This window comes from Affinundibacterium amnicola, assembly GCF_014284275.1.
Taxonomy (GTDB): domain Bacteria; phylum Pseudomonadota; class Gammaproteobacteria; order Burkholderiales; family Burkholderiaceae_D; genus Undibacterium; species Undibacterium amnicola.
The window spans coordinates 1-26045 of sequence record NZ_JACOFU010000003.1 but is presented as its reverse complement, the minus strand read 5'-3'; the positions used below and the strand labels follow the sequence as shown (position 1 = coordinate 26045).

Annotated in this window: 28 protein-coding genes; 10 read left to right on the top strand and 18 right to left on the bottom strand. The window is 43.6% G+C overall.

All coding sequences use genetic code 11. The features are described 5' to 3' along the window. Nucleotides 1-2: 2 nt before the first annotated feature. From H8K33_RS08175 to H8K33_RS08135, 9 genes are all read left to right on the top strand, one after another. The gene (locus tag H8K33_RS08175; protein ID WP_222613355.1) at nucleotides 3-1253 is read left to right on the top strand and encodes a M20 metallopeptidase family protein; all 1251 of its coding nucleotides are present in this window, start codon (nucleotides 3-5) and stop codon (nucleotides 1251-1253) included. 8 nt (nucleotides 1254-1261) lie between these two features. After that, a complete protein-coding gene (locus H8K33_RS08170) occupies nucleotides 1262-2380 on the top strand; it encodes a succinylglutamate desuccinylase/aspartoacylase family protein (protein WP_186890539.1) in 1119 nt (372 codons plus the stop codon). A 68-nt stretch (nucleotides 2381-2448) separates the two neighbouring features. Beyond that, nucleotides 2449-3459, top strand: coding sequence for a GlxA family transcriptional regulator (locus tag H8K33_RS08165; protein WP_186890538.1), 1011 nt, complete (start codon nucleotides 2449-2451; stop codon nucleotides 3457-3459). Then, nucleotides 3456-4499 (top strand): arginine N-succinyltransferase, encoded by a 1044-nt coding sequence (locus tag H8K33_RS08160; RefSeq protein ID WP_186890537.1) that lies wholly within the window; start codon nucleotides 3456-3458, stop codon nucleotides 4497-4499. Before H8K33_RS08165 ends, H8K33_RS08160 begins: the two co-directional genes overlap by 4 nt. 507 nt (nucleotides 4500-5006) lie before the next feature. After that, a complete protein-coding gene (locus H8K33_RS08155; RefSeq protein WP_186890536.1) occupies nucleotides 5007-6281 on the top strand; it encodes a tyrosine-type recombinase/integrase in 1275 nt (424 codons plus the stop codon). Between the two features lie 46 nt (nucleotides 6282-6327). Beyond that, nucleotides 6328-7170 (top strand): hypothetical protein, encoded by an 843-nt coding sequence (locus H8K33_RS08150; RefSeq protein ID WP_186890535.1) that lies wholly within the window; start codon nucleotides 6328-6330, stop codon nucleotides 7168-7170. Between the two features lie 355 nt (nucleotides 7171-7525). Continuing rightward, nucleotides 7526-8170 carry a hypothetical protein gene (locus tag H8K33_RS08145; protein WP_186890534.1) on the top strand — a complete coding sequence of 215 codons (645 nt, stop codon included), beginning with the start codon at nucleotides 7526-7528 and terminating at the stop codon, nucleotides 8168-8170. Beyond that, a complete protein-coding gene (locus H8K33_RS08140) occupies nucleotides 8167-9738 on the top strand; it encodes a DNA primase family protein (RefSeq protein ID WP_186890533.1) in 1572 nt (523 codons plus the stop codon). The genes H8K33_RS08145 and H8K33_RS08140 overlap by 4 nt, the downstream gene beginning before the upstream one ends. Nucleotides 9739-10028: 290 nt before the next feature. Beyond that, nucleotides 10029-10556, top strand: a complete 528-nt coding sequence (locus H8K33_RS08135; protein WP_186890532.1) for a hypothetical protein — start codon at nucleotides 10029-10031, stop codon at nucleotides 10554-10556. A 783-nt stretch (nucleotides 10557-11339) separates the two neighbouring features. On the opposite strand, the gene H8K33_RS08130 is transcribed toward H8K33_RS08135, so the two are convergent. The 17 genes from H8K33_RS08130 to H8K33_RS08060 all read right to left on the bottom strand — a co-directional run bounded on the left by H8K33_RS08130 (nucleotide 11340) and on the right by H8K33_RS08060 (nucleotide 23818). Continuing rightward, nucleotides 11340-11549, bottom strand: a complete 210-nt coding sequence (locus H8K33_RS08130; RefSeq protein WP_186890531.1) for a hypothetical protein — start codon at nucleotides 11547-11549, stop codon at nucleotides 11340-11342. Between the two features lie 384 nt (nucleotides 11550-11933). Further along, the gene (locus H8K33_RS08125; protein ID WP_186890530.1) at nucleotides 11934-12779 is read right to left on the bottom strand and encodes a deaminase; all 846 of its coding nucleotides are present in this window, start codon (nucleotides 12777-12779) and stop codon (nucleotides 11934-11936) included. Nucleotides 12780-13038: 259 nt separating this feature from the next. Next, nucleotides 13039-13161, bottom strand: coding sequence for a hypothetical protein (locus H8K33_RS20075; protein ID WP_281387307.1), 123 nt, complete (start codon nucleotides 13159-13161; stop codon nucleotides 13039-13041). An 11-nt stretch (nucleotides 13162-13172) separates the two neighbouring features. Beyond that, nucleotides 13173-13652: a hypothetical protein gene (locus H8K33_RS08120; protein ID WP_186890529.1), complete on the bottom strand. Its 480-nt coding sequence runs from the start codon at nucleotides 13650-13652 to the stop codon at nucleotides 13173-13175. A gap of 40 nt (nucleotides 13653-13692) precedes the next feature. Continuing rightward, nucleotides 13693-14556, bottom strand: coding sequence for a GIY-YIG nuclease family protein (locus tag H8K33_RS08115; RefSeq protein ID WP_186890528.1), 864 nt, complete (start codon nucleotides 14554-14556; stop codon nucleotides 13693-13695). Nucleotides 14557-14571: 15 nt separating this feature from the next. Then, the gene (locus tag H8K33_RS08110) at nucleotides 14572-15093 is read right to left on the bottom strand and encodes an ATP-dependent Clp protease proteolytic subunit (protein WP_186890527.1); all 522 of its coding nucleotides are present in this window, start codon (nucleotides 15091-15093) and stop codon (nucleotides 14572-14574) included. Between the two features lie 129 nt (nucleotides 15094-15222). Further along, entirely contained in the window at nucleotides 15223-15837 is a 615-nt protein-coding gene (locus tag H8K33_RS08105; protein ID WP_222613354.1) for a DUF1643 domain-containing protein, read from the bottom strand. A gap of 391 nt (nucleotides 15838-16228) precedes the next feature. Next, entirely contained in the window at nucleotides 16229-16363 is a 135-nt protein-coding gene (locus H8K33_RS20070; RefSeq protein ID WP_281387304.1) for a hypothetical protein, read from the bottom strand. Between the two features lies 1 nt (nucleotide 16364). Next, nucleotides 16365-16865: a hypothetical protein gene (locus tag H8K33_RS08100; RefSeq protein ID WP_186890525.1), complete on the bottom strand. Its 501-nt coding sequence runs from the start codon at nucleotides 16863-16865 to the stop codon at nucleotides 16365-16367. A gap of 12 nt (nucleotides 16866-16877) precedes the next feature. After that, nucleotides 16878-17162, bottom strand: a complete 285-nt coding sequence (locus H8K33_RS20230) for a papain fold toxin domain-containing protein (RefSeq protein ID WP_186890524.1) — start codon at nucleotides 17160-17162, stop codon at nucleotides 16878-16880. 68 nt (nucleotides 17163-17230) lie between these two features. Further along, the gene (locus tag H8K33_RS08090; protein ID WP_186891009.1) at nucleotides 17231-17476 is read right to left on the bottom strand and encodes a hypothetical protein; all 246 of its coding nucleotides are present in this window, start codon (nucleotides 17474-17476) and stop codon (nucleotides 17231-17233) included. Nucleotides 17477-17494: 18 nt separating this feature from the next. Further along, on the bottom strand, nucleotides 17495-17989 hold the full coding sequence (locus H8K33_RS08085) for a hypothetical protein (protein WP_186890523.1): 495 nt from the start codon (nucleotides 17987-17989) through the stop codon (nucleotides 17495-17497). Between the two features lie 309 nt (nucleotides 17990-18298). After that, on the bottom strand, nucleotides 18299-18544 hold the full coding sequence (locus H8K33_RS08080) for a hypothetical protein (protein ID WP_186890522.1): 246 nt from the start codon (nucleotides 18542-18544) through the stop codon (nucleotides 18299-18301). A gap of 60 nt (nucleotides 18545-18604) precedes the next feature. Beyond that, nucleotides 18605-20617, bottom strand: a complete 2013-nt coding sequence (locus H8K33_RS08075; protein ID WP_186890521.1) for a DUF4214 domain-containing protein — start codon at nucleotides 20615-20617, stop codon at nucleotides 18605-18607. 1011 nt (nucleotides 20618-21628) lie between these two features. Beyond that, nucleotides 21629-22435: a hypothetical protein gene (locus tag H8K33_RS08070; protein ID WP_186890520.1), complete on the bottom strand. Its 807-nt coding sequence runs from the start codon at nucleotides 22433-22435 to the stop codon at nucleotides 21629-21631. Further along, on the bottom strand, nucleotides 22428-23516 hold the full coding sequence (locus tag H8K33_RS08065) for a metallophosphoesterase (RefSeq protein WP_186890519.1): 1089 nt from the start codon (nucleotides 23514-23516) through the stop codon (nucleotides 22428-22430). The genes H8K33_RS08070 and H8K33_RS08065 overlap by 8 nt, the downstream gene beginning before the upstream one ends. A gap of 26 nt (nucleotides 23517-23542) precedes the next feature. Then, nucleotides 23543-23818, bottom strand: coding sequence for a hypothetical protein (locus tag H8K33_RS08060; RefSeq protein WP_186890518.1), 276 nt, complete (start codon nucleotides 23816-23818; stop codon nucleotides 23543-23545). Nucleotides 23819-23925: 107 nt separating this feature from the next. Between H8K33_RS08060 and H8K33_RS08055 the strand changes: the two genes are divergently transcribed. Further along, nucleotides 23926-24813: a WYL domain-containing protein gene (locus H8K33_RS08055; RefSeq protein WP_186890517.1), complete on the top strand. Its 888-nt coding sequence runs from the start codon at nucleotides 23926-23928 to the stop codon at nucleotides 24811-24813. Between the two features lie 218 nt (nucleotides 24814-25031). Here the strand turns inward: H8K33_RS08055 and H8K33_RS08050 are convergent, their stop codons facing one another. Next, nucleotides 25032-25871 (bottom strand): transposase, encoded by an 840-nt coding sequence (locus tag H8K33_RS08050; protein ID WP_186890516.1) that lies wholly within the window; start codon nucleotides 25869-25871, stop codon nucleotides 25032-25034. Nucleotides 25872-26045: the final 174 nt, after the last annotated feature.

The window sequence follows — 26045 nt, the reverse complement described above, 5'->3', positions numbered from 1 at the left end:
TCATGGCACAACAGCGTTTGTTTGATCACGCAATGCTGGATGTCGCTGCGGCACGTGTATTACCTGAAGTGATTAACTGGCGACGCGATTTACACGCACATCCAGAGCTCGCATTTCAAGAACATCGCACTGCGAACCTCGTCGCAACTGAGCTTGCGCGCATGGGCTACGAAGTGCGTCGTGGCGTCGCAGGAACTGGCGTTGTTGGCTTGCTCAATACTGGCCGACCAGGCCCTGTGCTTGCATTACGTGCAGACATGGATGGTCTGCCTGTTGCGGAAGACACCGGCCTGCCGTTTGCGTCGAAACAACGAATCAAACAAGGCAACACCGAAGTCGCCTTAATGCATGCCTGTGGTCATGACATGCATGTAGCGATGCTATTAGGTGCGGCGCGTGTACTCGCCGATCTGCGCGGACAACTTTCCGGTACCGTTAAACTGATATTTCAACCAGCGGAAGAAGGTGTCGCAAATGCGGCAAATGGCGCAGAGCGCATGGTGAAAGCAGGCGTCCTCGACCATCCTAAAGTCGATGCCATGTTCGGTTTGCATGTCGGCATCACGCCTCAACCAACTGGCACACTTTCGCTACGTACACGCGGCTTGATGGCAGGCAGTGATACCTTTGATATTGTCGTCAAAGGTCGCCAAACGCATGGTGCTTTACCATGGAATGGCGTCGATCCGGTAGTGGTCGCGGCGCAGATCGTATTGGGGCTGCAAGCTATCGTCAGCAGGCAAACCAATCTCACAGTTGCGCCAGCTGTCATTACCGTTGGCACTATACATGGTGGACAAAGAGCGAACATCGTTCCGGGCGAAGTCAAAATGAGTGGCACCATGCGTAGTTTTGACCCCGCCGTGCGCGATCAGATGCTGGCACAACTTAAGCGTACCGCAGAGAACCTTGCTTTCGCTTCCAACGCGACAGCAGAAGTGAGCATTGATGCTGGTTATCCGGTGACATGGAACGACCCAGACCTCACCACAAAAATGCTGCCAAGTTTGCGCCGTGTAGCAGGTAATGCGGTTCTGACGGACATACCGCCAACCACAACTTCTGAGGATTTTTCTTTTTACGGACAACGTATCCCAACAATGTTATTTTTTCTCGGTGTCAACCCGCCTGGCACACCCCCTGCAGACTGGGCACCGAACCATTCACCTCGTTTCAATCCTGACGAAGGTGCCTTACTGACTGGCGTACGCGCACTCGCTAGCCTGGCCGCTGATTATTTGACAGGGAACTGAAACCTCTCATGGAACTCATATCAATTCCCCTCCCCTCGCCTGCCGCCGGCACTAGTCGGGCGCTGCCGTTTTTGCGATTTGGAAAAGAAGGAACTGGCCGCAAGGCTTATATTCAAGCATCACTTCATGCTGACGAGCTACCTGGTATGCTGGTCGCTCACCACCTGAGAAATCAGCTTACCGAGCTTGAGCAACAAGGTCAGCTACTTGGTGAAGTCATCTTAGTACCCACCGCAAATCCGATCGGACTCGCACAAACCTTGCTGGGCACCAGCCAAGGCCGCTTTGATCTGCGAACCGGACAAAATTTCAATCGCCTGTTTCACAATTTATCAGAAGAGGTACTAGAGCGCGTCAGATCTCAACTAAGCTCTGATCCACACGCAAACCAAAAACTGATACGAACAGCGATTCGCGATTATCTGAAAGAACAAACCACCATAGACGAGTTATCTGCACAACGACTAGCGCTAATGCGTCTCGCGGCCGATGCCGATGTGGTACTCGATTTACATTGCGACTGTGAATCGGTACTACATCTCTATACCGGAACACCATTATGGGATCGCGTTGCACCATTGGCAGGATTGCTCGATGCGCAGGTCGCCTTACTGGAGACTAATTCCGGAGATGACCCTTTTGACGAAGCTTGTTCACGAATTTGGTGGGACATTGCAGCCTTGGTTGGGAATGAATTTCCGATACCTTTAGCCTGTCTTGCGGTGACCGTTGAGTTACGCGGCTTTACCGACGTCAGTCACGACGTCGCTGAACGCGATGCTAATGCATTGATCGACTTTCTGCGCTTACAAGGCATCATTGCCGGCCCTTTATCACAAACCATGCGACCTGCCTGCGAACCAACTCCGTTAGCTGGTTGCATACCGCTGACCGCACCTTCAGCCGGACTGGTCGTCTACTTGCGAGAACTTGGCGAAACCGTCAAAGCTGGAGACCCACTGATCGATCTGATTGATCCGCTGAGTGGTGAGGTGCAACAATTGTTATCGCCAGTGGATGGAATTTACTTTGCCCGCGAAAATCGTCGTTTTGTGCCGCCTGGGACCCGTCTGAGCAAAGTTGCAGGCCATCAAGCGGTACGGCGCGGCTCACTGCTGTCGGCTTAACACGATCGAATTGTCCATGATGTCGTCATTGAATATAGAATCTAGCTAGCATTCCCAAGAAAGAATCCATGCCGACGCCTTTTTCTGTTTCGTTGATATTGCTTCCTGGTTTTTCACTGTTCGCCTTAGGTGCGATACGCAGTGTATTCGCGGCGGCCAACGAAGTAAGTGGCGAGCTGCTTTATCAAATCGAACAATATGCGGCAGATGGCGCGCAAGCTCTGACGCAATGCGGTATTTCACTAAAAGCGGAATCACTCGACAAACTAAATTACCAACAGGTCGACTTGCTCATGCTGATCGCTGACGAACGTGTCGATGAACATATTTCCCATGTCGTCGGCGAGCATCTCGTACAAGGATTACATCGCTCTCAATATACTGGCGAGGTCGTGGTAGGTGCATGTGGCACAGCGGCACAGATCCTCGCGGAACACGGCCTATTGGATGGTCACCGTGCTGCCATTCATTGGCAGATTCTGGCAGATGCAATAAAACGCTACCCTGTAACTGTATTCACGCCGGGTTTGTTCGAGATCGATAGAAATAGAATCAGTGCGGGTGCAGGTGCTGCAGTGCTTGATTTACTCTTGCATTGGCTTGAACTGCGTCATGGCAATACTTTTGCCGCTGAGGTAGCAGCGGGACTAGGTTTGGATAGATTACGTGGCAGCGACGAACGTCAGCCGGTACCAGCATCAGCGCAACCGGCACTTGGATCGGCGCGCTTAAAAGAGGCGTTAGAACTGATGGCAGCCAATCTGGCCGAACCTTTGCAAGCGGAAGATATCGCACAATTAGTCGGTGTGTCGCGCAGACAATTAGAACGATTATTTCGCCAGCATATGGATACATTTCCATCACGCTATTATCTCGAGTTACGACTCAAACATGCACGTCGCCAATTGAAGCAAACAACGCAATCAATTCTGCAAGTCGGGCTTGCTTGTGGTTTTACTTCAGGCCCGCATTTTTCCACCACCTACCGTAATTATTTTGGTTACACTCCGCGCGAAGAGCGCGCCCGCCACAGCATGCCGCAAGTCGTGACGAAAAACGCCGAAGAGGACATTCAATGAATCACATGGACTATCTGTTACGCCCCGCAACACTAGATGATCTCGATGCTATCGAGCGCTTCTCGAAAGCTAGTACTTTCGGCATTCATACATTAAAACCAGGCCGAACACGATTGGCGGAACGACTTGAACGATCGCTGAAAGCCTTTGCAGGCAGCGAACCAGTGCGCGGCGATGAAATCTACCACTTCGTTCTCGAAGATCTCCGGGCAGGTCGTGTCGTCGGCACCAGTGGCATCGTCACCAGCGCAAGTGCCAACCGGCGTTTTTACTGTTATCGAAATGAATTCTCGGTACATGCGAGTGAAGAACTCGGCATCAGCAATCGAGAACATACGCTGCGTCTATGCGAAGACTTGTCTGGTCACACTTTGCTTAGCTCGTTTTACATCGAACCGGAATATGGCGCGACCCTAGCACCACAATTGCTTTCGCGCGGACGCTTACTTTTCGTCAGAAACTTTCCCCATTTGTTTGCGGAAAGAATAGGCGCGGAAAATCCTGGCTTATGCGACGAAGCTGGAAATAGTCCATTTTGGAATGCATTAGGTGGGCGTTTCTTGAAAATGCCATTTCCTGAAGCTGAGCAACGCACTGGTGGAAGATCCAAGAGTTTCATCGCCGAATTAATGCCACGTTCACCAATTTACGTTTCCTTACTCGCCGAAGATGCTCAATGGGCGATGGGACAATTACATCCTGATGGAGAATTACCATTTGGAATTTTGGTGGCGGAAGGATTTGATGTAGATTCCTTCATCGATATTTTTGATGGAGGACCGATTGCAGAGGCGCGCGTGGCAATGCTAAACACGGTCGTGTCCGCGCAAGATGTGGAGTTGCGGACAGCACATGATTTGAAAGGCGAAGCCTGTTTAGTCGCGAATATGGAACATGCAGGATTTTGCGCAACATTGGCACTCGGCGAATTCATTGACAATACCCTTCAACTGAATCCCTCTGCAATTGAGCGACTCAAATTGACCGTAGGTTCACGTGCATGTGCTATACGTGCTAATGAGTCGTCATTAGCAGTGTAGTTACCCATGCAACTAAGCTTGCAATTACGACAGCCAGAGCGTCCTCAATCCACCAGCAATTATCAGATTTGCTTGGATCGCACCGTGCCGTTTATACATTTCTGATGTCACAACATGCGGTTCGATCTTACAAAACGCAAAGGAACAAACAGAAAATTTCAGCAATTAAATGATGAAGATTTATTTAATCTAGATGCTTCCTACAAGGTCAGCATCTTGAATGAAAGCAGCCACAAAAATGAAAAAAGCTCCAACGATTTCTCGTAAGAGCTTAATTCAAATACCTAAATTCTGGTGGGCCTCCCGTGAGTCGAACACGGTACCAACGGATTATGAGTCCGAATAAATCAAAGTTTATTGCTATTCATTTGTGTTGATGAAAATCCACATCTGCTATGAGATTCAATCAAACTATGAATTCAGAGTATCTATTGGTGTTGATAAAAATTGTTTGGTATATACTTTAAAAACCTACATAACGCCTACATAGTCTGAGATTCTTTAACCATGAAAAAAGAAAATTTTACGCGAGAAAGAATTGAAAATTTTCAGTGCGAAGAAGGCAAGGGGCAAAGTATTTTTTGGGATGCAAAAACACCATCCCTGGGTCTTAGGATCACATCCAATGACGCAAGATCCTTTATCTTTGAAAGCAGAATCAATGGCAAGACCATTCGCATCACAATTGGAAACACAAAAACGTGGAGCGTAAAAGAGGCACAAATCCAAGCAAATAAATATAAAATACAAACTGACAACGGTATCGATCCACGCTTAGTCAAAGCAGAAAGCGTAGCAAAAGCGACTTTAGAAAAGCTTGAATTCGAAGCAGCTCAATTAAGAGACAAAGTCACTTTAGCTGAGGTATGGGCTATATACATCAAAGACCGCGAAACCAAATGGGGGGAGCGTCACAAGTCAGATCATGAAAAAATGATCAAATGTGGTGGCATCCCTAGAATGAAAAGTAATAAAGAAGTAACGAAAGATGCCCCACTAGCATCACTCGCGAAACTTCGATTAGTCGATTTGTCCAGCGAACGAATTGAAAAGTGGGCTGAAACTGAATCAAGCACCCGACCAACACAAACGCGCTTGGCCTGGAGAATGCTCAAGGCCTTTATGACTTGGTGTGAAGAGCACGAAACTTATGGCCAGATTGTAAAAGCGAACACGGCAAAGAGTAAAAAGATTAGAGAGAATCTCGGTAAGCCGAAAGTAAAAAATGATGTTCTTCAACGTGAACAATTACGTTCTTGGTTTAGCGCTGTTCGACAAATAGCGAACCCAGTTATGTCCGCGTATCTGCAGTGCCTTTTGATTACCGGCGCAAGGAGAGAAGAAATACGCTTACTTAAATGGGAGGACATCGACTTTAAGTGGAAAAGTTTAACGATTCGAGACAAAGTTGACGGCCTTAGAACTATTCCTTTAACTCCTTATATTGAGCAAACACTTTATAGTCTTCCACGCCGGAATCAGTGGGTGTTTTCTAGTCCCATGTCTGCTGATGGAATAATATCCGACCCCAGTAAGCCACATGACAAAGCTTGTACGATTGCTGGGCTGTCACTATCAATTCATGGATTACGTCGTTCTTTTGCTAGCCTCTGTGAGTGGACAGAAACACCGGCGGGAATTGCAGCGCAAATTCAAGGGCACAAACCTCAAGGGGTTAGAGAACAAAACTATATTCGTCGACCATTAGATTTGCTACGCGTTTGGCATACCAAGATTGAGGCTTGGATGTTGAAAGAGGCGCAGATCGAATTTACAGCGTAAAAGCAGATTTACTAGCATTCTATACTCGAGCATTATTCAATAAATTATGCCAAAGAATTTTTATACGTTTCCTGAAGCGATTCGCTTAATTTCCAGCAAAACTAATATTGAGTTTTCAAGAAATGACTTATTGCAATTAAACGAAAAAGGCCTTGCGCCAATTTACTTCGAATACAAGGGAAACATTGGTATTTTCCATGAATATTCAAACGAGGTGTCTCCCTGGCTCTTCCCAAAAGCGGTTTTTCAAATTTACATCAACGGAATTATTAAAAGCAAATCAAATTGCCAGAGAAATATTACATCTACAACAGAAAATTTTGGAAAACCGCAATCAAAAATTAACTTACGCCAGCACAAATCGAAATCAGACATTTTAATACCACATAAAATTGAAATTATACCAACTGAAATCATTCATTCAAATCCTAATCTAAATGAAATACCAGTGGCATTTAATAGTCGTGAATTTTTTGTAGGGCGCGTACGAGAGGGTACAAAACACGAACTAGACACGACGACGATGATTCCAGATTCGGAGTGGTTGTTTAAAATTTCTGATTTATTAGCAATTGTGAACTCTGAGGGCGAAAATCAATCGATCGAATCTGGTTCAAATCAAATAACAGAACATCCCTCAAAACGACTTAAAAAAAGAGAACAGCAAATTTTAGCAATAATCTATGAGGCGAAAAAAGCGGGACATGATCTGTTAAAAATTGAAGATGGAGGGAAACAATCATTAATGGCAAGCTGCAAAATCAATTATCCCAAACTATTTGGCGCTGGCAATGATCCGTTTTTAAAAGCTTGGAGCGTAGCTGTTAATTCAAACCCTCCTAGGCTACGGATGCGAAATCATAGTATGTACGCAAGTGGGAGTAGGTAAAAAACAGCCTACATACACACTCTTGTCAACCTACTCCCCCCTTGGTTTCTAATGCATCATCTTCAACACGTAGCGATACGGAAAGGTGATTCAAAATGAAGCACAATCAACGTCAACAGGTCAACTCAGCGCAAGGCTCGTCAGTTGACAACAGGCTTAATAACTACACGTCACTAGAAACAGAAAGTCGCACACATGTCGAGACTGCATGTGCGGCATTCCACCTAACAAGAAAAAGCCAAACTTTGCGAACTTGGGCTTGCTTTGAAAACGGTCCGATACGTCCGATTCGCATAAATCGGCGACTTGCATGGTCGGTATCAGACATTAAACGAGTATTAGCAGGAGACATAATATGAACTCCTTCAAAAATACCTCCTCGCGCACAAGTGAGTTTCACAACCTATGGATTTCAGAGTTTCGAAATTGGGTTCAAAAAGAGTTTGACGTCAATCTTGTGCACCCAATACCCGATGGTTTCGAGCATCAAGTTTCTGGTGTTCGATATTGCTTAAAACTTAACACACTAGATCCGAATGGATATGTCGACATTGGATATGGTCGTAAAGACTGGCAGCCGAAGTATCGGGATGAAGCAGGCAAATTGGATTCTCGTCAACTGATAGCTGCGCATGGATTATTTTCTGAGAAGTCGGCGTGGCATTTTGATAAAAAATTTGAACCCAAGTTCATCCATGAAATAAAACTTCCCACCCGTGCTGAAATCATTCCCGCAATAATCGCTTCTATCGAAGTGGTTAGCCTTTCCGGAATTTGGGGAGGCCCTCGATTTTCAAAAATTCAGGTGGTCTTTGACACCGAATTTGGATCCGTATCTGTTCCTATAAATATCGACTGCACAAGGAAAATCGTTCCGGCTGGATGCGGATCACTATCGGCTGGATCTAAAGTTTTATTAGACCTGGCTCAAAAAACAGGCCGCCTTGTCCAATTGAAAGCAATATATGAGGACGTAACTCTTTGTATGGTGCAAAGATGAACTTCTGGTCTAGATTAAGTGATGGAAATCAAATTATTCCAAAAGAAAATCGAAGCGAGTCATCGCCCAAAAGGTCTAATAAAACATCGTCGAAAAACTATAGTCCATCTATGGAGGGAAAACACCTAAGTCAGGCATCTTACTCAAGCACTTTAAGCAATCAAGCTAAACCTAAAATTAGAGCGCCTAATGCAGACATTCGAGATGGCACTAACGGTCATCCACTTACCGAACTTGGAAACGCGGGACGACTGTACGACCTGCATCACAAAAAACTTAAATACTGTCCTGAGATGAAAGCTTGGCTGCACTGGGAAATTAATCGTTGGGAATGGGATAACGATGGAAGTCGTACTCGTGAACTAGCCTGCCAACTACCTGAAATTATCTACGGAGAAGGCGTCAAAACCCTTGAGAATGACTACTATTTGAAATGGGCACGAAAATCCGGAGAACGAAGAACGATCGATAATGCAGTGACTTTGCTATCTGATCGAATTGATATAAGAATCGATTTAGCGTCAATTGATAGTGACCCTTTCGTCTTAGGAATTAATGAAGGGCGCCAGCTTGTTGATCTAAGAAATGGCAACGTGCGTAACACGCAACCATGCGACTTCATTACAAAAAAACTTATGGTAAATCGCGTTGGTGATGCTGCAGATGCAATCAAATGGATTCGATTTCTCAATCAAATTTTTCTAGGTGATCAAGAGTTAATTGAATGGATTCAGCGACTATTGGGGTATTCACTCACCGGGAGTACGCAAGAACAAATGTTCTCCTTCGGATTTGGATCGGGATCAAATGGCAAAGGTGTATTGATGTCATTACTAAGACAAATTTGGGGAGACTACTATCGAACTGTAGCAGTGGAAACACTCATGAATCAAAAACGCACAGGTTCTGCACCCTCTCCAGATTTAGCAGATCTTGTTGGCGCACGTTTAATAATGTCTGGCGAAACGGAGTCGGGTGCTGCGTTGTCGGAATCCTTAATCAAACTGCTAACCGGTGAAGATAAAATTAAATGCCGTCGGTTGCACAAAGACCCATTTGAATTTACACCTCAATTCAAGATATTTATGGCTGGAAATCATAAACCAACTGTGAAAGGTATCGACAATGGTATCTGGCGTCGCATCCGCCTAATTCCGTTTGACAAAATCTTTACCGCGGATGAGCAAGACAAAACACTAGTCGCCAAATTACTGGAGGAGCGGGAGCACATCCTTGCATGGCTAATTAATGGATGTCTCGCTTGGCACAATCATGGCCTTCAGAATATTCCTCATAGAATCAGGTGTGCGACAGAAAATTACCGTGAAGACCAAGACATTGTGGGTCAGTGGTTAAGCGAACGCTGCACACTCACTCCTGACGGGAGAACGATGGCAAGAGATTTATACAATGATTACGTAATTTGGGTATCAAAGGCCGGTGATCATAACCAACTAAGTGAAGTCAAATTCGCTAATAATCTAGCAGTACGGCCAGGAATAGCGAGAAAATCAATTTCAGCCGGCCGTATTTATTTAGGCGTTTCGTTACAACCAATGTCATGCTGACGATAGCAACATCCATCGTTGATGATGGGTATGGTGGGTTTAATCCAGTTATTACTAAATGCACTTGGAACTATTGTATTGACTGACTATATAAAAAAGTCTATCAACCCACCACCCTACCATTACGTCTAACAAAGCACAAAAAGCCAACACTCAATAGCAACAAAGTGTTTTTACAGGCCAACGCCTAAGTGCAATTCCAAAATCACTTTTTTTGGGGAGTTTTAAAACCCAAATAATGCCACGCGAAGTGTCGTGAAATCACATTGGTATTTTCGAAAGGAAAAACCGTGGATATCAACTACACTTCACCATCAATCGCGCCAAACCTGACTCTTTTTGCTTGCGAAAAACTTCATGCGCAGCTGACACCGCAAAGCTGCTCCAACCATTTTGAGAATAGTCGATACATTCAATGTGTCGGCTGTCCAATTGGCGAATACCATACACCGAAAGTGAGTAACAATTGTTCAAACAATCGATCACAAAACATGGCTCCAAATCCAGCTTGCACAAGGTGCCAGAAAGCTGGAAGACGTCTTGTATTTAAAAAGACATTATGCATATCCTGCGCAAACCGAGAATACGAGGTTCGTAAAGGAAAAAATAGTAAAGGTACCGAGCCGATTCTTGCACAGTCTCGGCTTAGAAGAGTAGTGGTAACTCTTATTCACAAAGAAAATGAGTGTAATTGGGAAGGGCTCGTAGTTGATGAATCTGAGGCAAAACGAGTGATTGAAAGATTGTATTTTGGTGCGTTGATTAGCACTGTTTTCTTCTACGAACACAGCGATGGTGGGAACCAATCAAAGGAGTAAAACAAGCTCAGACTTTTGCAGTCTCAATTTTGTCTCAATCAAGTCTCAATGAAATCTCAAGCTAGTCTCATTAAGAAACGTGAACGACAAGACTTGATTCATAGATCGTCGATACAATTTCAGCTTACGGTTTGATCAATACATTTTTTTCAGTGCTCAAAATCGAGAAAGAAAATATCACTACAATCTGAATGAGATGATAAACAGATTAAGCTAGCGCGAATTTACAAGAGCACACAATTATGATTTAAGAAGACCAATACTGACCTTCAGACAATGACTCAAGTTGCCGTTTACGCTCAACATAAAAATTTTTCGATATCGAACAATTTCACTTATTTGTCGCCTTCAGACATATGGTACTTCGCATAATCTTGAGCGACCTTGAGGACGAAATCCCGGCCCGTATCAGGCAAATCATTAAGATGGGAGTTACCCGATGACCTTCTCCAGTCTTCGTACTCTAGCCTTCGTTTAGATATCGATTCGGCTTACCGTTGGATTGCTAACTTGTTTCCTGCAACTGATAGCCCTCAAATTCGATAACTTGAGCGGCAAAGATCAACAATACCGGTAGGACAGATGTCGAGAGTTACTTCACAATATGAAAAAACAGGTGTCGCGTTCATTTAACAACTGGAATAGCCCCGCCCTTATTTGCGCTCTGTTACGTCGAGAATCCAATTGACGGGGGAGGTTAAGTTCATTGCATTGATGACAGATGATCACATTCCCTATTTGGGTAAAGACTAATTTGATCTTTTGCGCTTTAATTGTGGCAGTTCACAAAACCTGAGTTGCTGCGATTGGCTGCAATGGATCATTAAATTTTACATTTTCTAATTCGACTTTTCTCTCATTTTGATCTGGTACAGCAGGAATAATGATCTCTCCGAGGTCACCAGTAACACTTAGCTTGCTTCCTATACCAACCTGACCGCTGGCCGCAGCAAATTGTGTCGTTTGTTGACCGCATGCAGCGATAGACAACACGCCGACTAACCAAAGCTGTTGGCGCGCACTCGATTTTGACTAGCCGGGGGTGCGGATAAAATCTTGGACTACGTTTACCTAGTCAATTTTGGATGCGCGTCAACAGTCCTTGACCAAATTGTGTGTCTGACGGTTTTATATCACTTTTCCATTGAGTCAACGACGGCCGGTCTTGGTTAGTTGGCAAGTCTAGATAAGTTTCAAGATTCACTATTTTTCTTCCTCACTTCTTTTACAATCCATCAGTGAATAGAATGGTTGTTTCGACGTTAAATTTTATATCGCTTCTGTGGACAATTTCTTTGCCGCTTCGATCATGCATGCACAAAGTACCGAGCACAATTTTAGCCTACCTGGCATGAATAAATAAGTATCACCAACCGACTACCATGTTCCAACTTGATAGGTTATTTTTAGAGAGGTATTTGGTGAACCAAAGTCAGGACCGCTATGAACTTCCTCAATTCGAACTAAGGCAAAGCCTGTTTCTGATGTGAACACGACAATTTCTCCTTCCTTTGGCCGAACCATGTGCTTACTGAAATCAAATGCCTTTGGATCGTCGATCTGGTCAAAGGAGGTCGCATATTTTGCAAGAGCGACCTTGACATCGCCGTAGGCTAGTGCCTGAATAGAGCGAACTCCACTTAGTGTCCAACAAGTCCTGATCGATCTTATGTCATCCTGCGAATAACATATGTCAAAGTTCCCTCCGTTCAAATTGTAATCAAACTTCGCCCCTCCCTTCGGCCCTTTCCCCTGAACGAAACAAGTGACAAAATCCTTGTTCAGATCATCTATCTCATTGCGAAGCTCATCAGTGAAGTCCCTGCATACAATACCCGCGTCAGTAAGGTGTTTCCACCCAAGGCGGTTGATGTCTGGATGCGTGTCGTACCTGCCGATGTAAGCGTGACTAATTCCACATTGGGCGATAAGAGCGGAACACGGCTCTGTCCTGGAAACCAAACTTACACAAGGTTCAAGAGTTGTGAAGATCGTCGTGCCCTTCAGTTTTACTCCCGCTGCGTTGGCAGCTTCGATTGCTACACGCTCCGCATGCTTACCGTTGTGCCGGTATCCTGTGGCAACGACTTTACCTTCCTTCACGATGACTGCGCCTACCTTTGGCTTTCCCTCACATTTTTGCATCTCAGCAATCGCCAGACGCATAAATACTTGGGCTTCTGGTTCTCTCATCTCTTCTATAGTGTCCGAAGATATAGTCATATTTACCTATGATAGAAAATTAAAAAAATTGTGCGTCTATCGTACCGAACAGCACTTATATAAATTCACCCTTCGTAATCTCTACCGTCCACGCTCGATACAGATCTCGGAAAACGATCCACAGCCGCGCCTGTCCTTCTGGAACACTGTCTGAAAGCATTGGTGTTGGCGCGCACTCAACTACTTTTACATGGTCAATTTGGATGCGCGTCAACACATATGCAACTTCTAGGTGTCGCACACCACCTTCTAAAGCAGATTAGTGACTTTCAAAAATTGGTGCCGAACAAAATGATTTGATAGAACTTCCTTCAGGCGCGATCACAACAACTGAAAATTTTTCCGAATCAGAATCAAAAACAGAATCAATATTAGTTTTCATAGAATTTTTCCTTAAATACAGTACTTCTGGCCAATACCAACCGCTTCGTCTATCGCAGTTTGCGTTTTATTGACCAAGTTCTCAATATCGTCTTGATAGTTACCTTGCGCGCTGTGATTTAGTTCCACAATTGCATTTCGCATTTCTTGATAGTGTCCAAGAAGCGATTCTAGTTCGTTCGCCTTAAAAAGAAGGAGAAGAGTACTCAGGTTTTGTCGAATCGTTCGTAATGCCAATGGCAGGTCATCAGATATCAACTCGCGCTCTTTCACTGCAAGTACAGTCACTCCCATGACTTCCATATGTTTTGATTCAAAGTAGAATCTCACGGCTTCCAGACAATGAACGACGCTTCGTAGCGCTTCGTATCGATCCACCCAAAGCCGCTCTCGCTTTGATTTTAAAACCGCGAAATAGGCACCAAGCGCAGCCCCAAAGAATGCGACCAGTAATGGTATTAAACCTGATATCGAAATACCTTGTGGTGTCATGGATTTTTCCTAAGTTAGATGTATTTTGCAGCAGATTTTTTTACGTCAGTTCTATTTCATTCTTACTCACGATACGGACGGTCACAATTTCTTCAAGACGTTTATAGTGCTCAAACCAATTTTTTAATGCACTCCTTCCGTAAATACGGGGGGTGTGGTTTACTTGATTCGTTTTCCTGTCGACTAAAGCACGTATCAAAGCGCGTGAGTCACCACAATAGATGGAAATTTCAGTACCGTGCTCTGGAAAGAAATCGGAGAACTTCATTGGAACATTAAAGAACCCATTTTGATAGTAAGTCTTGCCAAGAGTAACCTGAAACATCGGCGATACTTTCATTATTCCCGCATCTTCTAATGCCTGCAATTCAATTGTAGATGCGGCTTCATCTTCATGGCTCGCAATTGGCCGAAGGGACGTAAGTGCTATCGCAGCATCCATCGACTTAACACTGATCATCGACTCTGATTGCTGCAAAGTAAGTTCAGGAATACCAATTTCGGCTTGAATTGGAGACCGGGTACCATTCCAAGGAGGCATGACAGTCTTAATAATACTGTCTTCCAATCCGGCAGCATAATTCAGGTGGAACTCCCCGATTCTGTGATTGCCTGAATCTGCCCAAGCGTAAATTTCGATGTTTTTGTTCCGTCGTAGCAGCTCTAGCAATGCCTGATTATTTCGAACGTTGGTTCGCTGCGTTGAATACGGCTTAAGGTATCCACCCATCCTGCTTTCCAGTGAAGCAGTGGTCTTACCAACATAAAGAACCAACGTATCCTGGATAAAAGCGTATAAAACATTGCGTTGTGCATTCATCCTCGTTAGTTCTAGCGTTAATTTATGGTCGTGTAATTGCCAACTCCCGACTTGTTCAAAACCAATTGCAAGCAACCGTTTCATCAACATTTTTCCTGATTAGGGTACAAACACATTTAGAATTTCTGCGCCTTCTGGAATTTCTAAATCCAATACCTCATGAGCCATACCGAATTCAACTGAATCATCAGGAGAAATATATTGTTCTAGGCCAGAAGAAAAGTATTTCTGAATTCTGTCATCGTCCCAATGAGCAATCTGACGAAACGGAGCTGAGATGAGGCTTGTGTTCTCGGAAACTTGAGCGACTCGTGAACCGTCCACGTAAGTTGCTGCATGCAAAGAAAACATTGATGCCTTGGCAGTCGTTCGCCTCGCGCCAGCAAGGAACATTGTTGCAGCAATCGATCCGCACATCCCAAAATTGTGGATGCTGATCTGAACTGGAAGTGATTTTAAGAAATTGAAGATTCCAATTCCAGAAGTTACGTCACCGCCGCCACTGCACAATAAAAGGCAAAGCTCAGTCGCACCATCTTTCACAGCACTCAACACTAACGTTTGCAAATTCATGGTTCCAACATGGTTGATTGGCCCTTGATAAACGATAAATTTTTGCACTTCTTTCCTTTGTTGGTAGACGGGTAAGTGGCTTCTATCCACATGGCCTTCTATTGCACCAGCACACCCTGAGTGTGGGCAAATCAAAAGCATACCCGTCCATTGCAATATTTCCCGATGTTTAACGCCTCAAACATCGGCGCAGCCTTGCTGCGTCCGAGTGATTTGACTTGTTACGTGCTGAACCCACTCAAGTTGTTTTACGTAGATTCTCGGTAGTGGGTGGTAGTACGAGTATCTTGTGTTTGGCTTTAAGATCCCCAAAGGGTTGTTAATACGCAAGGATTCCATTGCATTTTTCGCAAACGGAATTAAAGCTTGGTTTACGCCCCAGCCAAAAATCACTGGAACGTCATTGACGAATAACTCCGCCAATTCAGATTTACGGTTAGTCGAAAAAATAGAATGTTCTACAGAACTACACGTTTCGGATTTCAAGAAACGATATAACTCATTGGAATCTGATGTACGGATGTCCGACAAATTTAGAATTCTTGCGTAGTTAAACGCCGCTGCATCCATGACCTTCATGATTTGTTGCTGTGTTGTATCTGGCTCTGCCTCTGACGGCATGGCGTTATTATCTATACCGTCCAAAGGGTAAGAGGAACCAGGATTCATCATTACAACCATGAGATCAGGATCATTTGCTTCTGCGCTAACTCTCTTGATGTCGAGATACTTTCGTAGCTTGTGTCCGTTGGTCTCATAAAAGAGCCCTGTAACTTCAAATTTAGTACGCAACTCTTTTCCTCTCTTATCAGATTCCACCGCCGATTACCGGTTGTCGCCTGTCGCTATTTGCGAGAAATCTGAATACTTACTGGCTTTCCACACTTAAGCGCATTTATCCCATTCGCAATAAAAATCTTCTCTATGAGATCGAAGCTCATACCGATATTTTCCGGACTATGATTTGATTTATCACTCAAATATTTGAGACGAACTTCGCTCGGTATTACGATGCAATTCAATTTCCTTTAAAATTAATTAAGAAATTTCCATTGCACATTGATTTAAACTCATCTGATACCTCTATAGGTTTTTGAACAGGCACAGCGCTTACCCATAAGTAGACGATACCTTGAATAACCAAAGTGATTCGAGTCGATATTTCTCTAGTTGATTTTTCCTATTAGCCTTGTTTCGGTGGTTTAATTAATGGCATAGGAGGTGCCGGACGTGTTGGTGGCGGAAGATTCGCTCCTTTTTCCACGTGATCGGGACGATTTGTAGGTTGATTTGGTTGAGGTCGATTAGGTGTTGCCATTTTAAATATCTCCGAAATGATTGCTAAGGTACTGCTCTGCCTCTACTGTCGCTGCCTCTGTCAATTGCTTGTTTTTTGGCAAGCCATCTAGTGGAAAATGGTTTTTCAAGGCTTTGGATATTTTTGATTGTAATTCTACGCGCGCCTTGGTTATTTGCGTTTCTGTTAGTTCGCCATCAGCTATGTCGCACCATTTCGCCTCGGCCCAATTTTGAATATCACGATAATCGTGAAAGCATGCTGCGGAAGCCTTGAGTCTTGAAGAGTATGGTAAGTATTTAGCGGTGGCCGTAACTATCTGTGTAGCAACAATGATACCTGCCCAAAGAGTAGGATAAACTTTAAATATTGCCCATATTCCTAGACTCGATGTTGATGCCACGGCTAAGATAATTTTTACCTTACGATCTACTTCGGCAGCACGCTGGCAATGCATTTGCAAAAGATATCCATGTACAACTAACTCATAGAATGCATTCCAAAACCTATTCGGAGAAGTCATTTATATTCCCGTTCAAAAACGAACTGTATCAAAAAGGACCGAATCATTAGATATGGTGTAATCAGTGATGGTTAAATGCGTTGGGCACTCCAAATGATTAAGATAAAAAAACTTTTCTAACCAGGCGTCAATCTGCATCCCATCAGGATAATGATTGGAAAATACTTTATTGTGCAACACAACTCCGTAGTGATTCCATTCTTTCGAAATGACGTCACCTCTGGGAGATTCCTTCACAATAAACGGGTAGGATGCATTCACTTTCGTGTTAACGTAAATGACATCTGTGAACGTCATCCATACCTCGAAAATATTGAATTAGTTTTGCTTCAACTACACTTAAAATATACGTTTCCATTTCTTTCCTAGTTTCGGTTGATTGGCGAAAATCCAAGTGCCTTCATTCTACCTTCATAGGTATCTAACCCCAATCGAGTTCGTTCTCTCGCACCTTTCTGAATTTGATCTTTCATTCTAGAGATTCGTTCTTCATGGCTAATTTCTGGAAGCTGCATGCTACGGTTGCCATGGACTTGATCATATTGCCGATTAGTTCCGTTTGAACCAAGGTTTGCATTCTGCATGTTGGCTTCATTATCTTTTGGTTTCATTTACTTTCCCTTGCTCTCTTAAAACTCAAGATTAATTAGGTTGCGGCCACTTGCCCATCCAAAGATAAACTGGCGTAGCTCTTTCACTCGATCTGCTACATGTAATTTACCATTCTGCATTTTGACCGTTGCCCCAGCGTCCACGAGGTAATCAATTAAGTTCAAGGTATCTCGATATTTACTAGAATCGTGATAGCCTGGATTTAACCATTGCACGTAGAGCTCGTACCCATTATTGATAAACCACGGCAAAGTAGCATTATTGGTGACGTACTGAGTGGAGCACAAAACGACACGTGCACTATGTGCGGCGAAATTATTTGCAATTGGTTCATTGCGCTCCTCAGGCGAGCCGTTCACTAAAAACACGTCTTCCATGTAGTGACACTTGGTTAAATTGAGCCTCCTTCCATTCTGCCCTGTTCGCACTTGCGCCCCAAAGAGCTCATACCAAGTAGTTGATTTTCCAGAATTCCTGTTACCTAAAATTACAACTGCAAGCTTATCTTTCATGGCAATTTTCTCTCAATTCCATTTTTCAAAAACTGACCACCGGCTAGCACGTATTTCTCTATGACGCCGATCGTTTGGATAAAGTGTTAAAGCAATTCCTTAAAAACTGCTCTGGCTCAGGCATTGGATGTGTTTTACCTGGTTTTGTGTCGCGTTCATGATCGCAATATGTCTTTTGAATTCTTGCCCAGTCTTTAGGATGTAACTCTTTAATTTCATACTAAAATCATTTGACGAAAAGCCAGTCGGCAAAGTCGCTACAACAACGGCAATCTTCTCAGTTTTTTTACAATTACTACCATATTTTTCCTAGATAACTTTTACGAGCGCCACTATTGACGTTTTTTGTTCGTCAACTTGACGTTGTGCCACCGTCAATTTCATACTGGCTTGACGCCCCATTTCATCGTGACGGGCATCTTGGGCGCTGCTACCATCACGACGATTTAAATCTTGATCCTGCCAGTTGGACAGCCCCCGCTCTGCGCCCGCAAGCTCAGTTAAGTCACTTTCCAATTTTGCGACAGCCTGTTTAAGCTCTTCAATTTTGTTCATGTATTTCTCCTTGTGTTTCTCTTTTGATGTATTTTTTTATGAAAGTCAATTTGAGTGCGCTTACTTCACTGGAATTACATTCACATCTAAAATTTTATCTGTGAACTGGATATACTCCACATCTCTAATGACGATCGATTTATCGATTAAAAGGAGTGAATCGGTTAGTGAACCCGGTGAGTACCTTCCGTAACCGAACGCAGCTACTTTTTTGAGTGCAATCCCAGAGCTGGAAAAACCAACAACGAGCGTATCGGTTCCAGGTCCACCATCAACAAACGACGAATTGTATTGATATGGTTTAATTTCGATTAAATCATTTCCCGCACCTGCATAAATCATGTTGTTTCCTTTGGTCTTTCCAACAATTTTGTCATTCCCAGACCCACCATAAAAGCCAAAATCAATGTATTCAGCATACTGCCCAGTCGCAAAAGTGGAGAGGTCAATTTGTTGCCCTCCATCGATTCCTTTGGAATCCGTATTCACCTCAATAACCAAGTCTGCATTTTTAAATACGGGTGATGTTCGTGAAGTCACATCAACGTAAAGGTATCCACTCTTTGCAACCAAAAGTCTTCGAAATATGCTTGATGTGGTGCTTGAAGATGGAGCACAAGAAAGTCCTAAAGAAAGTCCAAAACTATAACCAGCCTCATCGTATATCTGCATGCATGGTCCCCAATACGAAGAGGAAGAAAACTGATAGAAATATCCTTGCGTTACAGGTACTTTAAACAATCCTTGTCTCGCATAAGTAGCTTGCATCTTCCATCCTGCGTCGTTAGATGGTGATGCTCGAAAAGCGGATTCATCGGCAAGAGTTGCCAAAGCTGCCGTTGCATTTGTTAGACGAAAAGTTCTATCAAGGTCGACAGGGTAAGTGATATAGGGGGATACCGTGAGTAGTGGTGTCGGAGCTGCAGTAGCAGACACTTTTGTCGTTGCAGAATGATTGCTCTTCCCATCACTGACAGTCAGAGTAACAACATATTCACCAACTAAATCAGCAGTGAAAGTCGATACGACGGAAGTTGGTTGAATGAGAAAGGCTTTGCTACCTTCTGGTTTGGAATCGAGCATCCATGAGTAAGTCAACTTGTCGCCATCCGAATCAGTACTTGCGGCACCATTCAAAGTAATTACGCTGCCCATAACTACATTTTGGTGGGTTCCAGTTTTCGCGATCGGAGGTGTATTAGTTCCCACGGGAGTTCTCGTGTTTGCAGCTCGCTCATCGACCAGTTTCATGGCCTTTGAAGTGTCCTCCGCCGTGACTAAGGCTAAAATAGCCATGCCGTTAGAAATAGACTCACTTGGGCTATTGAATGTCACTCCACCAAAATTCGCAAAATTATTGGCTACGATGAATTTGTTATCGAGTAAATCCGCGACTCTACCCCATACTGGATCACCTTTAAAGGTATGCGCTGAGTTAAGGATTGTCCGGATTAACGTGCCCCGTGTTTCGGATCCATTGGCGAGCGATTTAGACCAATAGGCTAACCCTTCTTGGTCAACTTCACTTCTTCCAAGTACATTTTTATAAATGATTTTGACGAAATCCTCATTCGTCATATTAGACGTGTAGCCACTGAGGTCACTATATTGGAGTCCAGCGTTATAGAAACTATTGGCAATGTCATCGATGCTCATGCCATCCTTAAATCTCGAAATCCAGTAACTTAACCCTTCGGCATCTGGTAGCCGATTAAAGAAAGCAATATAGAGTTCGATCAAGTTTTTATAGTCTCCACTGCCTATTTTCGAAATGGTTTCACTCATGTTCAATGTGAGTGTGACATCTGAAAATTTGATTTTTTCGACCAGAGGTATACGCTTTAAGCCTTCGCTTCCGACTACATCCTGGACACTGTAATCGTTAGCATTTTTGACGATGAAGTAGTTAGATCTTGGCCCAAGAAAAGTAGGCATATTTATTGGTGCGCCGGTCATTGCTGGATTAGCCGACAGCTTTAATTCTTCGATTGAATTTCCACCACATCCACTCAGGAGCGCTGCTGAGACAACGAAAGATCCAAAATATGAGTATTTAGATAGTTTGGATGGCATTCGTATGGCCTTTTTTTGTATGATTTGAAAAGAACAGTGTAAGAACAACTGGTGGCTAAGAATTTCGTAAAAGCAATTAACGTGCCGATGAATATGATTTCTTCAAGGTTACTCAACTAGTACATAAGTATCTTTATACTGCAGACGTACTTCAGCGAACTTAGTCAGTTCCGGGCAATTCAAATTAGCCCCAATCACCCATTGTTTACATGTAAATTACATGAAAAATGATTTTCACATGTAATATCCGATCTTTCTTTAATCTACAAACCAACCACGTTTATTAAATTCACGCAGCACATAAAATACATGCGTCTTTGAGTACAATTTTTTAATCCACCTCTAATTCATCACCTTTAAAAATATCCGCGTAGATCAAACTAGGTATGACACGATCTTGATTAATGTCGCAAAAATCATAATCCCCTCTTCGTTTTTCGATTCAACCCCATCATCGCCTCACACAAAACCTTAGTGATAACTCGCCATCTTTCCTTTACTTGATTCCATTCTATGCCAACTCGGCTTCAGAGCGCGTCGGCTTTTTGCCCCCACGCCTCTGCTCCGCCTTTCAACCACTTAGCATCGTGAACCGCGTCGGAGGATTCTGCGAGACGACTGCTCATATTCTGTAGGTTCATTTTGAACTAAGCGAACTCTAGTCGTCGACACCTGAGGGTGATACCCCGCATCGCTGAGTCCATCGCAGCATGCCGCTTCTGGAACACAGATTTGCCATCCAAGTAATCGAGGCAGTCGGCAACCTCAAACTTCTCGGTGCGGCAAAATCAGCTGAGTGGTTCTCCATGAACGCTTCCGATTAAACGGCGGACAGGAACCTTTATCAGTTCGTGTGCCTGTCGCACCGGATGGGTGCTGCATCAGCAACCGCTGATCGCACGGTTGGCCGTGACGATAACGTAACGTGATTTATCTTACCTGAGATACGTATCAAGTTAGCTTCATAAGTCGAATTAAAAATATAGATCTAAATGATTTTTTAATTCAAGTTTATTTCTCGTCGGCAAACTTTTTTGCTTGAACATGAAACTCTGAAGGGGCAGCCTCAAGAATTGCATCTATATATTCTTTTGAGGGAGAAATTCCTCCGTCATAGTGATCCAATAGTCGATGAGTGATTCCAGCATATTGCTCTTCAACACTGCTATTTGCAGCATTAATTTGAAACAGTTGATCTAACGTCTTAAGTACTTCGCTGAGTTCGAAGCGGTCAAACAATTCGATATTAAAATCTACAACTTCAATATATTCCTGTTTCAATACGAGATTCATGGTTCGAAAATGCGCTTGAAATTTACTGTTTGCATCTATTTCTGTCACCAGATTCGTCGCATCTACCTTATCAAAAAATGCACCATTCAAGTATCGATAACAGCCATCACCATGATGTGTCTCATACAGATCTTCTTTTAAAATCGCGTATGCATAACATTCATTATCTGACTGCTTTTCTAAGAATTCTGCAATGCATCGATAATCACTAGCGCGAAACGAATTTATTGATGGCTCTAGTCGATCTTTGATCTCCAGTGTTGGAAAAACATACTCAGGTAAATCCGGAAGACTTTCTACTTGATATGCCGCCAAAGAGGTTGCGCGTTGATTCCTATAAATGCCTTGATGATAGTAATCAAACTGCGGTGAAGCATCTGGCAAAAATTCCCATTCTGAGCGCCCATCTACCAAGGTCTTAAGCTTAAACATTGCAATCGCTGCCATCACGCCAACGCAGGCAATTATTGGGCCGTCAACATCGTAGTACTCTGCCGCATTTTTCTCGATCAAGATCTTACTCATATTGGTAACCTAACTTTTTAATGCTCGCTTGATAGCCTATCGTTTCTACTACTTCGCCATCATCGAAACACAAAGTACGCTCTGGCCAACGAAGTGCCGCCAACTTAAAATCAGTTTCAGGAACCTTGCTTTTCTTGCGCGCGACCCAGCGACCACCAACCGAGAAATCCACACAAAAAACATTACTATGTATTCCGTGCCATGCGTATGGGTGCGTACCGGAAAACAAATCAGGATCACCTTTTCCAACAGTACTACGATCAATCTTGCTAACTCGACGCCAGTAATGCCCTATCACCACCGGAACCTGACTATCGTATTCATCCCACCATTGAACTCTTTCGGAAAATCGCCATTTCCCACTCGAATAAAATGGAGAGCCACCTTTGCGCTCTACCCCAGAAGTCAGAACTCGAAGCGGATTCATCATTTGCTTAACTGAATCATGGGCTGCATGTGCATGCAAAAATGGCGGCTCGTTATGCTGATCTTCTAAACTGAAATTCCAATCTTCTAATTCAGTTTTCATTGACGATAAAAAATCACTCGCATGGTCATGCGCTAATTGATCCCACTCGACATAAGACTGGATTTGACTTCCGATGGAACGACTTTTTAATATTTGAACTTGATCCTGCATCCATGCTGCATGCACAACCCGAAGATCTTCCCGCTCGAGAGCTATTGGCAGCGTCAATAAGAAAGAGATGATTTTTTCTCTATCGAGTTGCTCCACCTTCTTATATGGCGAGTACTTGTGATTATCTCGCTCAACACGCTCAGTGAAAAACCAACCCGAGCCATCTTTAGCTTCTGCACGAAGGAGATTAAGTTCATGATTCCCCAAAACAGCGACCGCACGTTTGGCAACAATCAGTTGCTCAATCAATGCGAGCACCGCTGGACTGTTTGGGCCTCGATCGCAGAAATCACCAACAAACACAATTGTGCGGCCATTTGGATGATTTCCAGCATAGTCATAACCTAAGTGTTTCAGTAAATTTAGTAAAGCATCGTATTCCCCATGAATGTCACCAATAATATCTAGCGGGCCATCAGGTATTTGCTGAATCAAACTCATTCTTTACCTTTCAACTTAATCATCTGCTACAGATCCAGAATCGCTTTCTGCAACACGGTTAGCATTCCCAAAACTACCATTTGATTATTAGCGTTCAGTACCTCACCCTCCAACAATAGTTGGTAAGCACCATCACTCTCCAAAGTAGCAGCAACGATACCCTTCACTTTGCCTGCCTCAGCCTGTTTTAGTAGTGCGCGCAACAGAACTACCGTATTCAAACAAACCTGTGGCTGCGGCGGTTTTGCGACTACGAATGGGAATGCAAAGGGAACTTGCGGCGGATTTTTGGTATCGTCCATTTCAATTTTCAATCGAATCAAAAAGATCTTATAAATAATATAGCATCAAAATGATTCGAATGATAGAATGTTTTTGGATTTATTGAGATTTATTTTAGGTCACCGCAATGTCAAATTTTTTACTCGATACACTTTCAACTTCTCAGCGCGAACGCTTGGCGTTTATTGAATTTAGGTTGTGGTTCTTGGGGAAAGTAAGTCGCAAAGATGTATTAGAACGATTTGATATAGCGACCGCCGCAGGCACACGTGATTTAGTGCTTTATAAGGAGCTAGCTCCCAACAACCTCATTTATATTGGAAAGGCTTATCAATATGGCTCAGACTTCAAACCAATATTTCAACACCAGCCCGAACGAGTCTTCTCTGCACTGACTTCGGGCTTTGGTGATGGCGAACGAGGAACAGATTACACGCTACTACCGAATAGTGTTCCAGCTCGATTGAATCAACCACCCTTGAGACTTTTAGCGACCATTACGCGTGCAATTCACAATCGAAGGCCGCTCAAACTGATCTACCACTCTATGAAAACCGGTGCTAATCCTCGTGAGATTGTTCCACTTGCCTTGGTGGATTCGGGTTTGCGATGGCATGTTCGCGCTTTTGATCGCACAAAGAATGAATTTCGCGACTTGGTTCTTACACGAATGGAAAAAATTTCTGAGTTCAATTTAGGAGACATAAGACAGGAAATACAGACCCACGAAGACTTACAATTTGATGAGCAATGGCAAGAAATCGTTGAACTTAATTTAGTGCCACATCCATCCCACCATCACCCAGAAGCAATCATGCGTGACTATGGAATGGTTAAAGGAGTCCTTAGAGTAAAAACCCGTGCAGCCTCAGCTGGATATGTATTACGCCAATGGCAGGTCGATTGCTCAAATAAAGGAATATTGTCTGGGGCTGAATTTAGACTGTTTTTGAACAATAAGAAAGAACTAAACAAGGTCGATAATTTAGTCCTTGCACCTGGATACAAAATATAACTTATCAAGTATTTATCGAGGGAACCTTAAAATATTTTTTCTCAATAGCCTATAAACTCTATGGCAGAAATAACTTATCTAAAGTTTGCCGTGATTGCCGCATGTTTCAATCTAAGGTCGACTGATATAAGAATTAGTCTTATATGCAACTTTGCTTTGATTATAAATTTAGAGGTTATAAAATTTTTTGGGTTGCCTCGTTACAAATTCATAGAGATCTAAACAGATTCAGAGGCACGAACTGCGCGACTTACCGTCATGTAATGTACACCAAAGTAATCTGCAATTTCTGTCCTCGTATAGGCACCAGAGTGGTATGCTAGTACCATCGCCTCGTTACGATTACTTGATTGGATTTTATATTCGAGCAAACTCAATGCCAAGCTACGCTTGTGTGCAATTGACAACTCTCGCAGATTGCCATCTTTGAATGTCGCTTGATGTTGTTTGATGAAATCCTCGTCACCCAACAATAGTTGATGTTTAGTTGCAAGCAAAGGGGAGGGCAACCCTACACCTTGCAAGACAAATTCTTTAAAAGTCAGTCGCGCTGCATTGCGCCGAGTTCCAAATTGCCCCAACAGCCAATCGGTATCAAGCCATTCAGGTGCAAAAATATCGGAGATCACAAAAGGATAACTACTCCAAGGCCACTCTTCTGCCAAGTTGACCATCTTTGCCCGCACTGGGTTGAGTACTACATAGCGTGACAACTCCAAAAGATGCCCCTCCTTTTGCACCAAGATCGCCTTGTACCGACCTTGAAACAAATGCCCAACCATGCCATGCCGACGATTAAAACGCTGGGTATACAAACCATTCAACTGCCGCATCCCCGCTGACAAATTACCCTCAATGGTCTCCGCCAACAGATGATAATGATTCGTCATCTGACAATACGAATGCACCACCCAGTTAAAGCGATCACATACCAACGCCAACACCGCCAACCACTCACGCCGGTCATCGTCATCTAAATAAATATCCTCACGCCTATCCCCACGGGATGTCACGTGATACACAGCGCCAGCAAATTCTAATCTTAAGGGTCTCGCCATTTCAGAAGACTACTATGTTTTGCTTTCTAAATGTTTGAATGTTAGAACTGATAATCATCTAGCCGCCTCCCTCCAATAGCGTATGTCGTTGGAGTAAAGTTGAGTTGCGAAACGAAACTTTAACGGGGAGGACGGTATGTTATTTTGCGGCATAGACCTACATTCGAACAATAG

What these genes read in the sequence shown, in the direction of transcription:
- H8K33_RS08175 (WP_222613355.1), top strand. Translation starts at nt 3, where the DNA reads ATGGCACAACAGCGTTTGTTTGATCACGCAATGCTGGATGTCGCTGCG.
- H8K33_RS08170 (WP_186890539.1), top strand. Translation starts at nt 1,262, where the DNA reads ATGGAACTCATATCAATTCCCCTCCCCTCGCCTGCCGCCGGCACTAGT.
- H8K33_RS08165 (WP_186890538.1), top strand. Translation starts at nt 2,449, where the DNA reads ATGCCGACGCCTTTTTCTGTTTCGTTGATATTGCTTCCTGGTTTTTCA.
- H8K33_RS08160 (WP_186890537.1), top strand. Translation starts at nt 3,456, where the DNA reads ATGAATCACATGGACTATCTGTTACGCCCCGCAACACTAGATGATCTC.
- H8K33_RS08155 (WP_186890536.1), top strand. Translation starts at nt 5,007, where the DNA reads ATGAAAAAAGAAAATTTTACGCGAGAAAGAATTGAAAATTTTCAGTGC.
- H8K33_RS08150 (WP_186890535.1), top strand. Translation starts at nt 6,328, where the DNA reads ATGCCAAAGAATTTTTATACGTTTCCTGAAGCGATTCGCTTAATTTCC.
- H8K33_RS08145 (WP_186890534.1), top strand. Translation starts at nt 7,526, where the DNA reads ATGAACTCCTTCAAAAATACCTCCTCGCGCACAAGTGAGTTTCACAAC.
- H8K33_RS08140 (WP_186890533.1), top strand. Translation starts at nt 8,167, where the DNA reads ATGAACTTCTGGTCTAGATTAAGTGATGGAAATCAAATTATTCCAAAA.
- H8K33_RS08125 (WP_186890530.1), bottom strand. Translation starts at nt 12,779, where the DNA reads ATGACTATATCTTCGGACACTATAGAAGAGATGAGAGAACCAGAAGCC.
- H8K33_RS20075 (WP_281387307.1), bottom strand. Translation starts at nt 13,161, where the DNA reads ATGAAAACTAATATTGATTCTGTTTTTGATTCTGATTCGGAAAAATTT.
- H8K33_RS08120 (WP_186890529.1), bottom strand. Translation starts at nt 13,652, where the DNA reads ATGACACCACAAGGTATTTCGATATCAGGTTTAATACCATTACTGGTC.
- H8K33_RS08115 (WP_186890528.1), bottom strand. Translation starts at nt 14,556, where the DNA reads ATGAAACGGTTGCTTGCAATTGGTTTTGAACAAGTCGGGAGTTGGCAA.
- H8K33_RS20070 (WP_281387304.1), bottom strand. Translation starts at nt 16,363, where the DNA reads ATGGCAACACCTAATCGACCTCAACCAAATCAACCTACAAATCGTCCC.
- H8K33_RS08100 (WP_186890525.1), bottom strand. Translation starts at nt 16,865, where the DNA reads ATGACTTCTCCGAATAGGTTTTGGAATGCATTCTATGAGTTAGTTGTA.
- H8K33_RS20230 (WP_186890524.1), bottom strand. Translation starts at nt 17,162, where the DNA reads ATGACGTTCACAGATGTCATTTACGTTAACACGAAAGTGAATGCATCC.
- H8K33_RS08090 (WP_186891009.1), bottom strand. Translation starts at nt 17,476, where the DNA reads ATGAAACCAAAAGATAATGAAGCCAACATGCAGAATGCAAACCTTGGT.
- H8K33_RS08085 (WP_186890523.1), bottom strand. Translation starts at nt 17,989, where the DNA reads ATGAAAGATAAGCTTGCAGTTGTAATTTTAGGTAACAGGAATTCTGGA.
- H8K33_RS08080 (WP_186890522.1), bottom strand. Translation starts at nt 18,544, where the DNA reads ATGAACAAAATTGAAGAGCTTAAACAGGCTGTCGCAAAATTGGAAAGT.
- H8K33_RS08075 (WP_186890521.1), bottom strand. Translation starts at nt 20,617, where the DNA reads ATGCCATCCAAACTATCTAAATACTCATATTTTGGATCTTTCGTTGTC.
- H8K33_RS08070 (WP_186890520.1), bottom strand. Translation starts at nt 22,435, where the DNA reads ATGAGTAAGATCTTGATCGAGAAAAATGCGGCAGAGTACTACGATGTT.
- H8K33_RS08065 (WP_186890519.1), bottom strand. Translation starts at nt 23,516, where the DNA reads ATGAGTTTGATTCAGCAAATACCTGATGGCCCGCTAGATATTATTGGT.
- H8K33_RS08060 (WP_186890518.1), bottom strand. Translation starts at nt 23,818, where the DNA reads ATGGACGATACCAAAAATCCGCCGCAAGTTCCCTTTGCATTCCCATTC.
- H8K33_RS08055 (WP_186890517.1), top strand. Translation starts at nt 23,926, where the DNA reads ATGTCAAATTTTTTACTCGATACACTTTCAACTTCTCAGCGCGAACGC.
- H8K33_RS08050 (WP_186890516.1), bottom strand. Translation starts at nt 25,871, where the DNA reads ATGGCGAGACCCTTAAGATTAGAATTTGCTGGCGCTGTGTATCACGTG.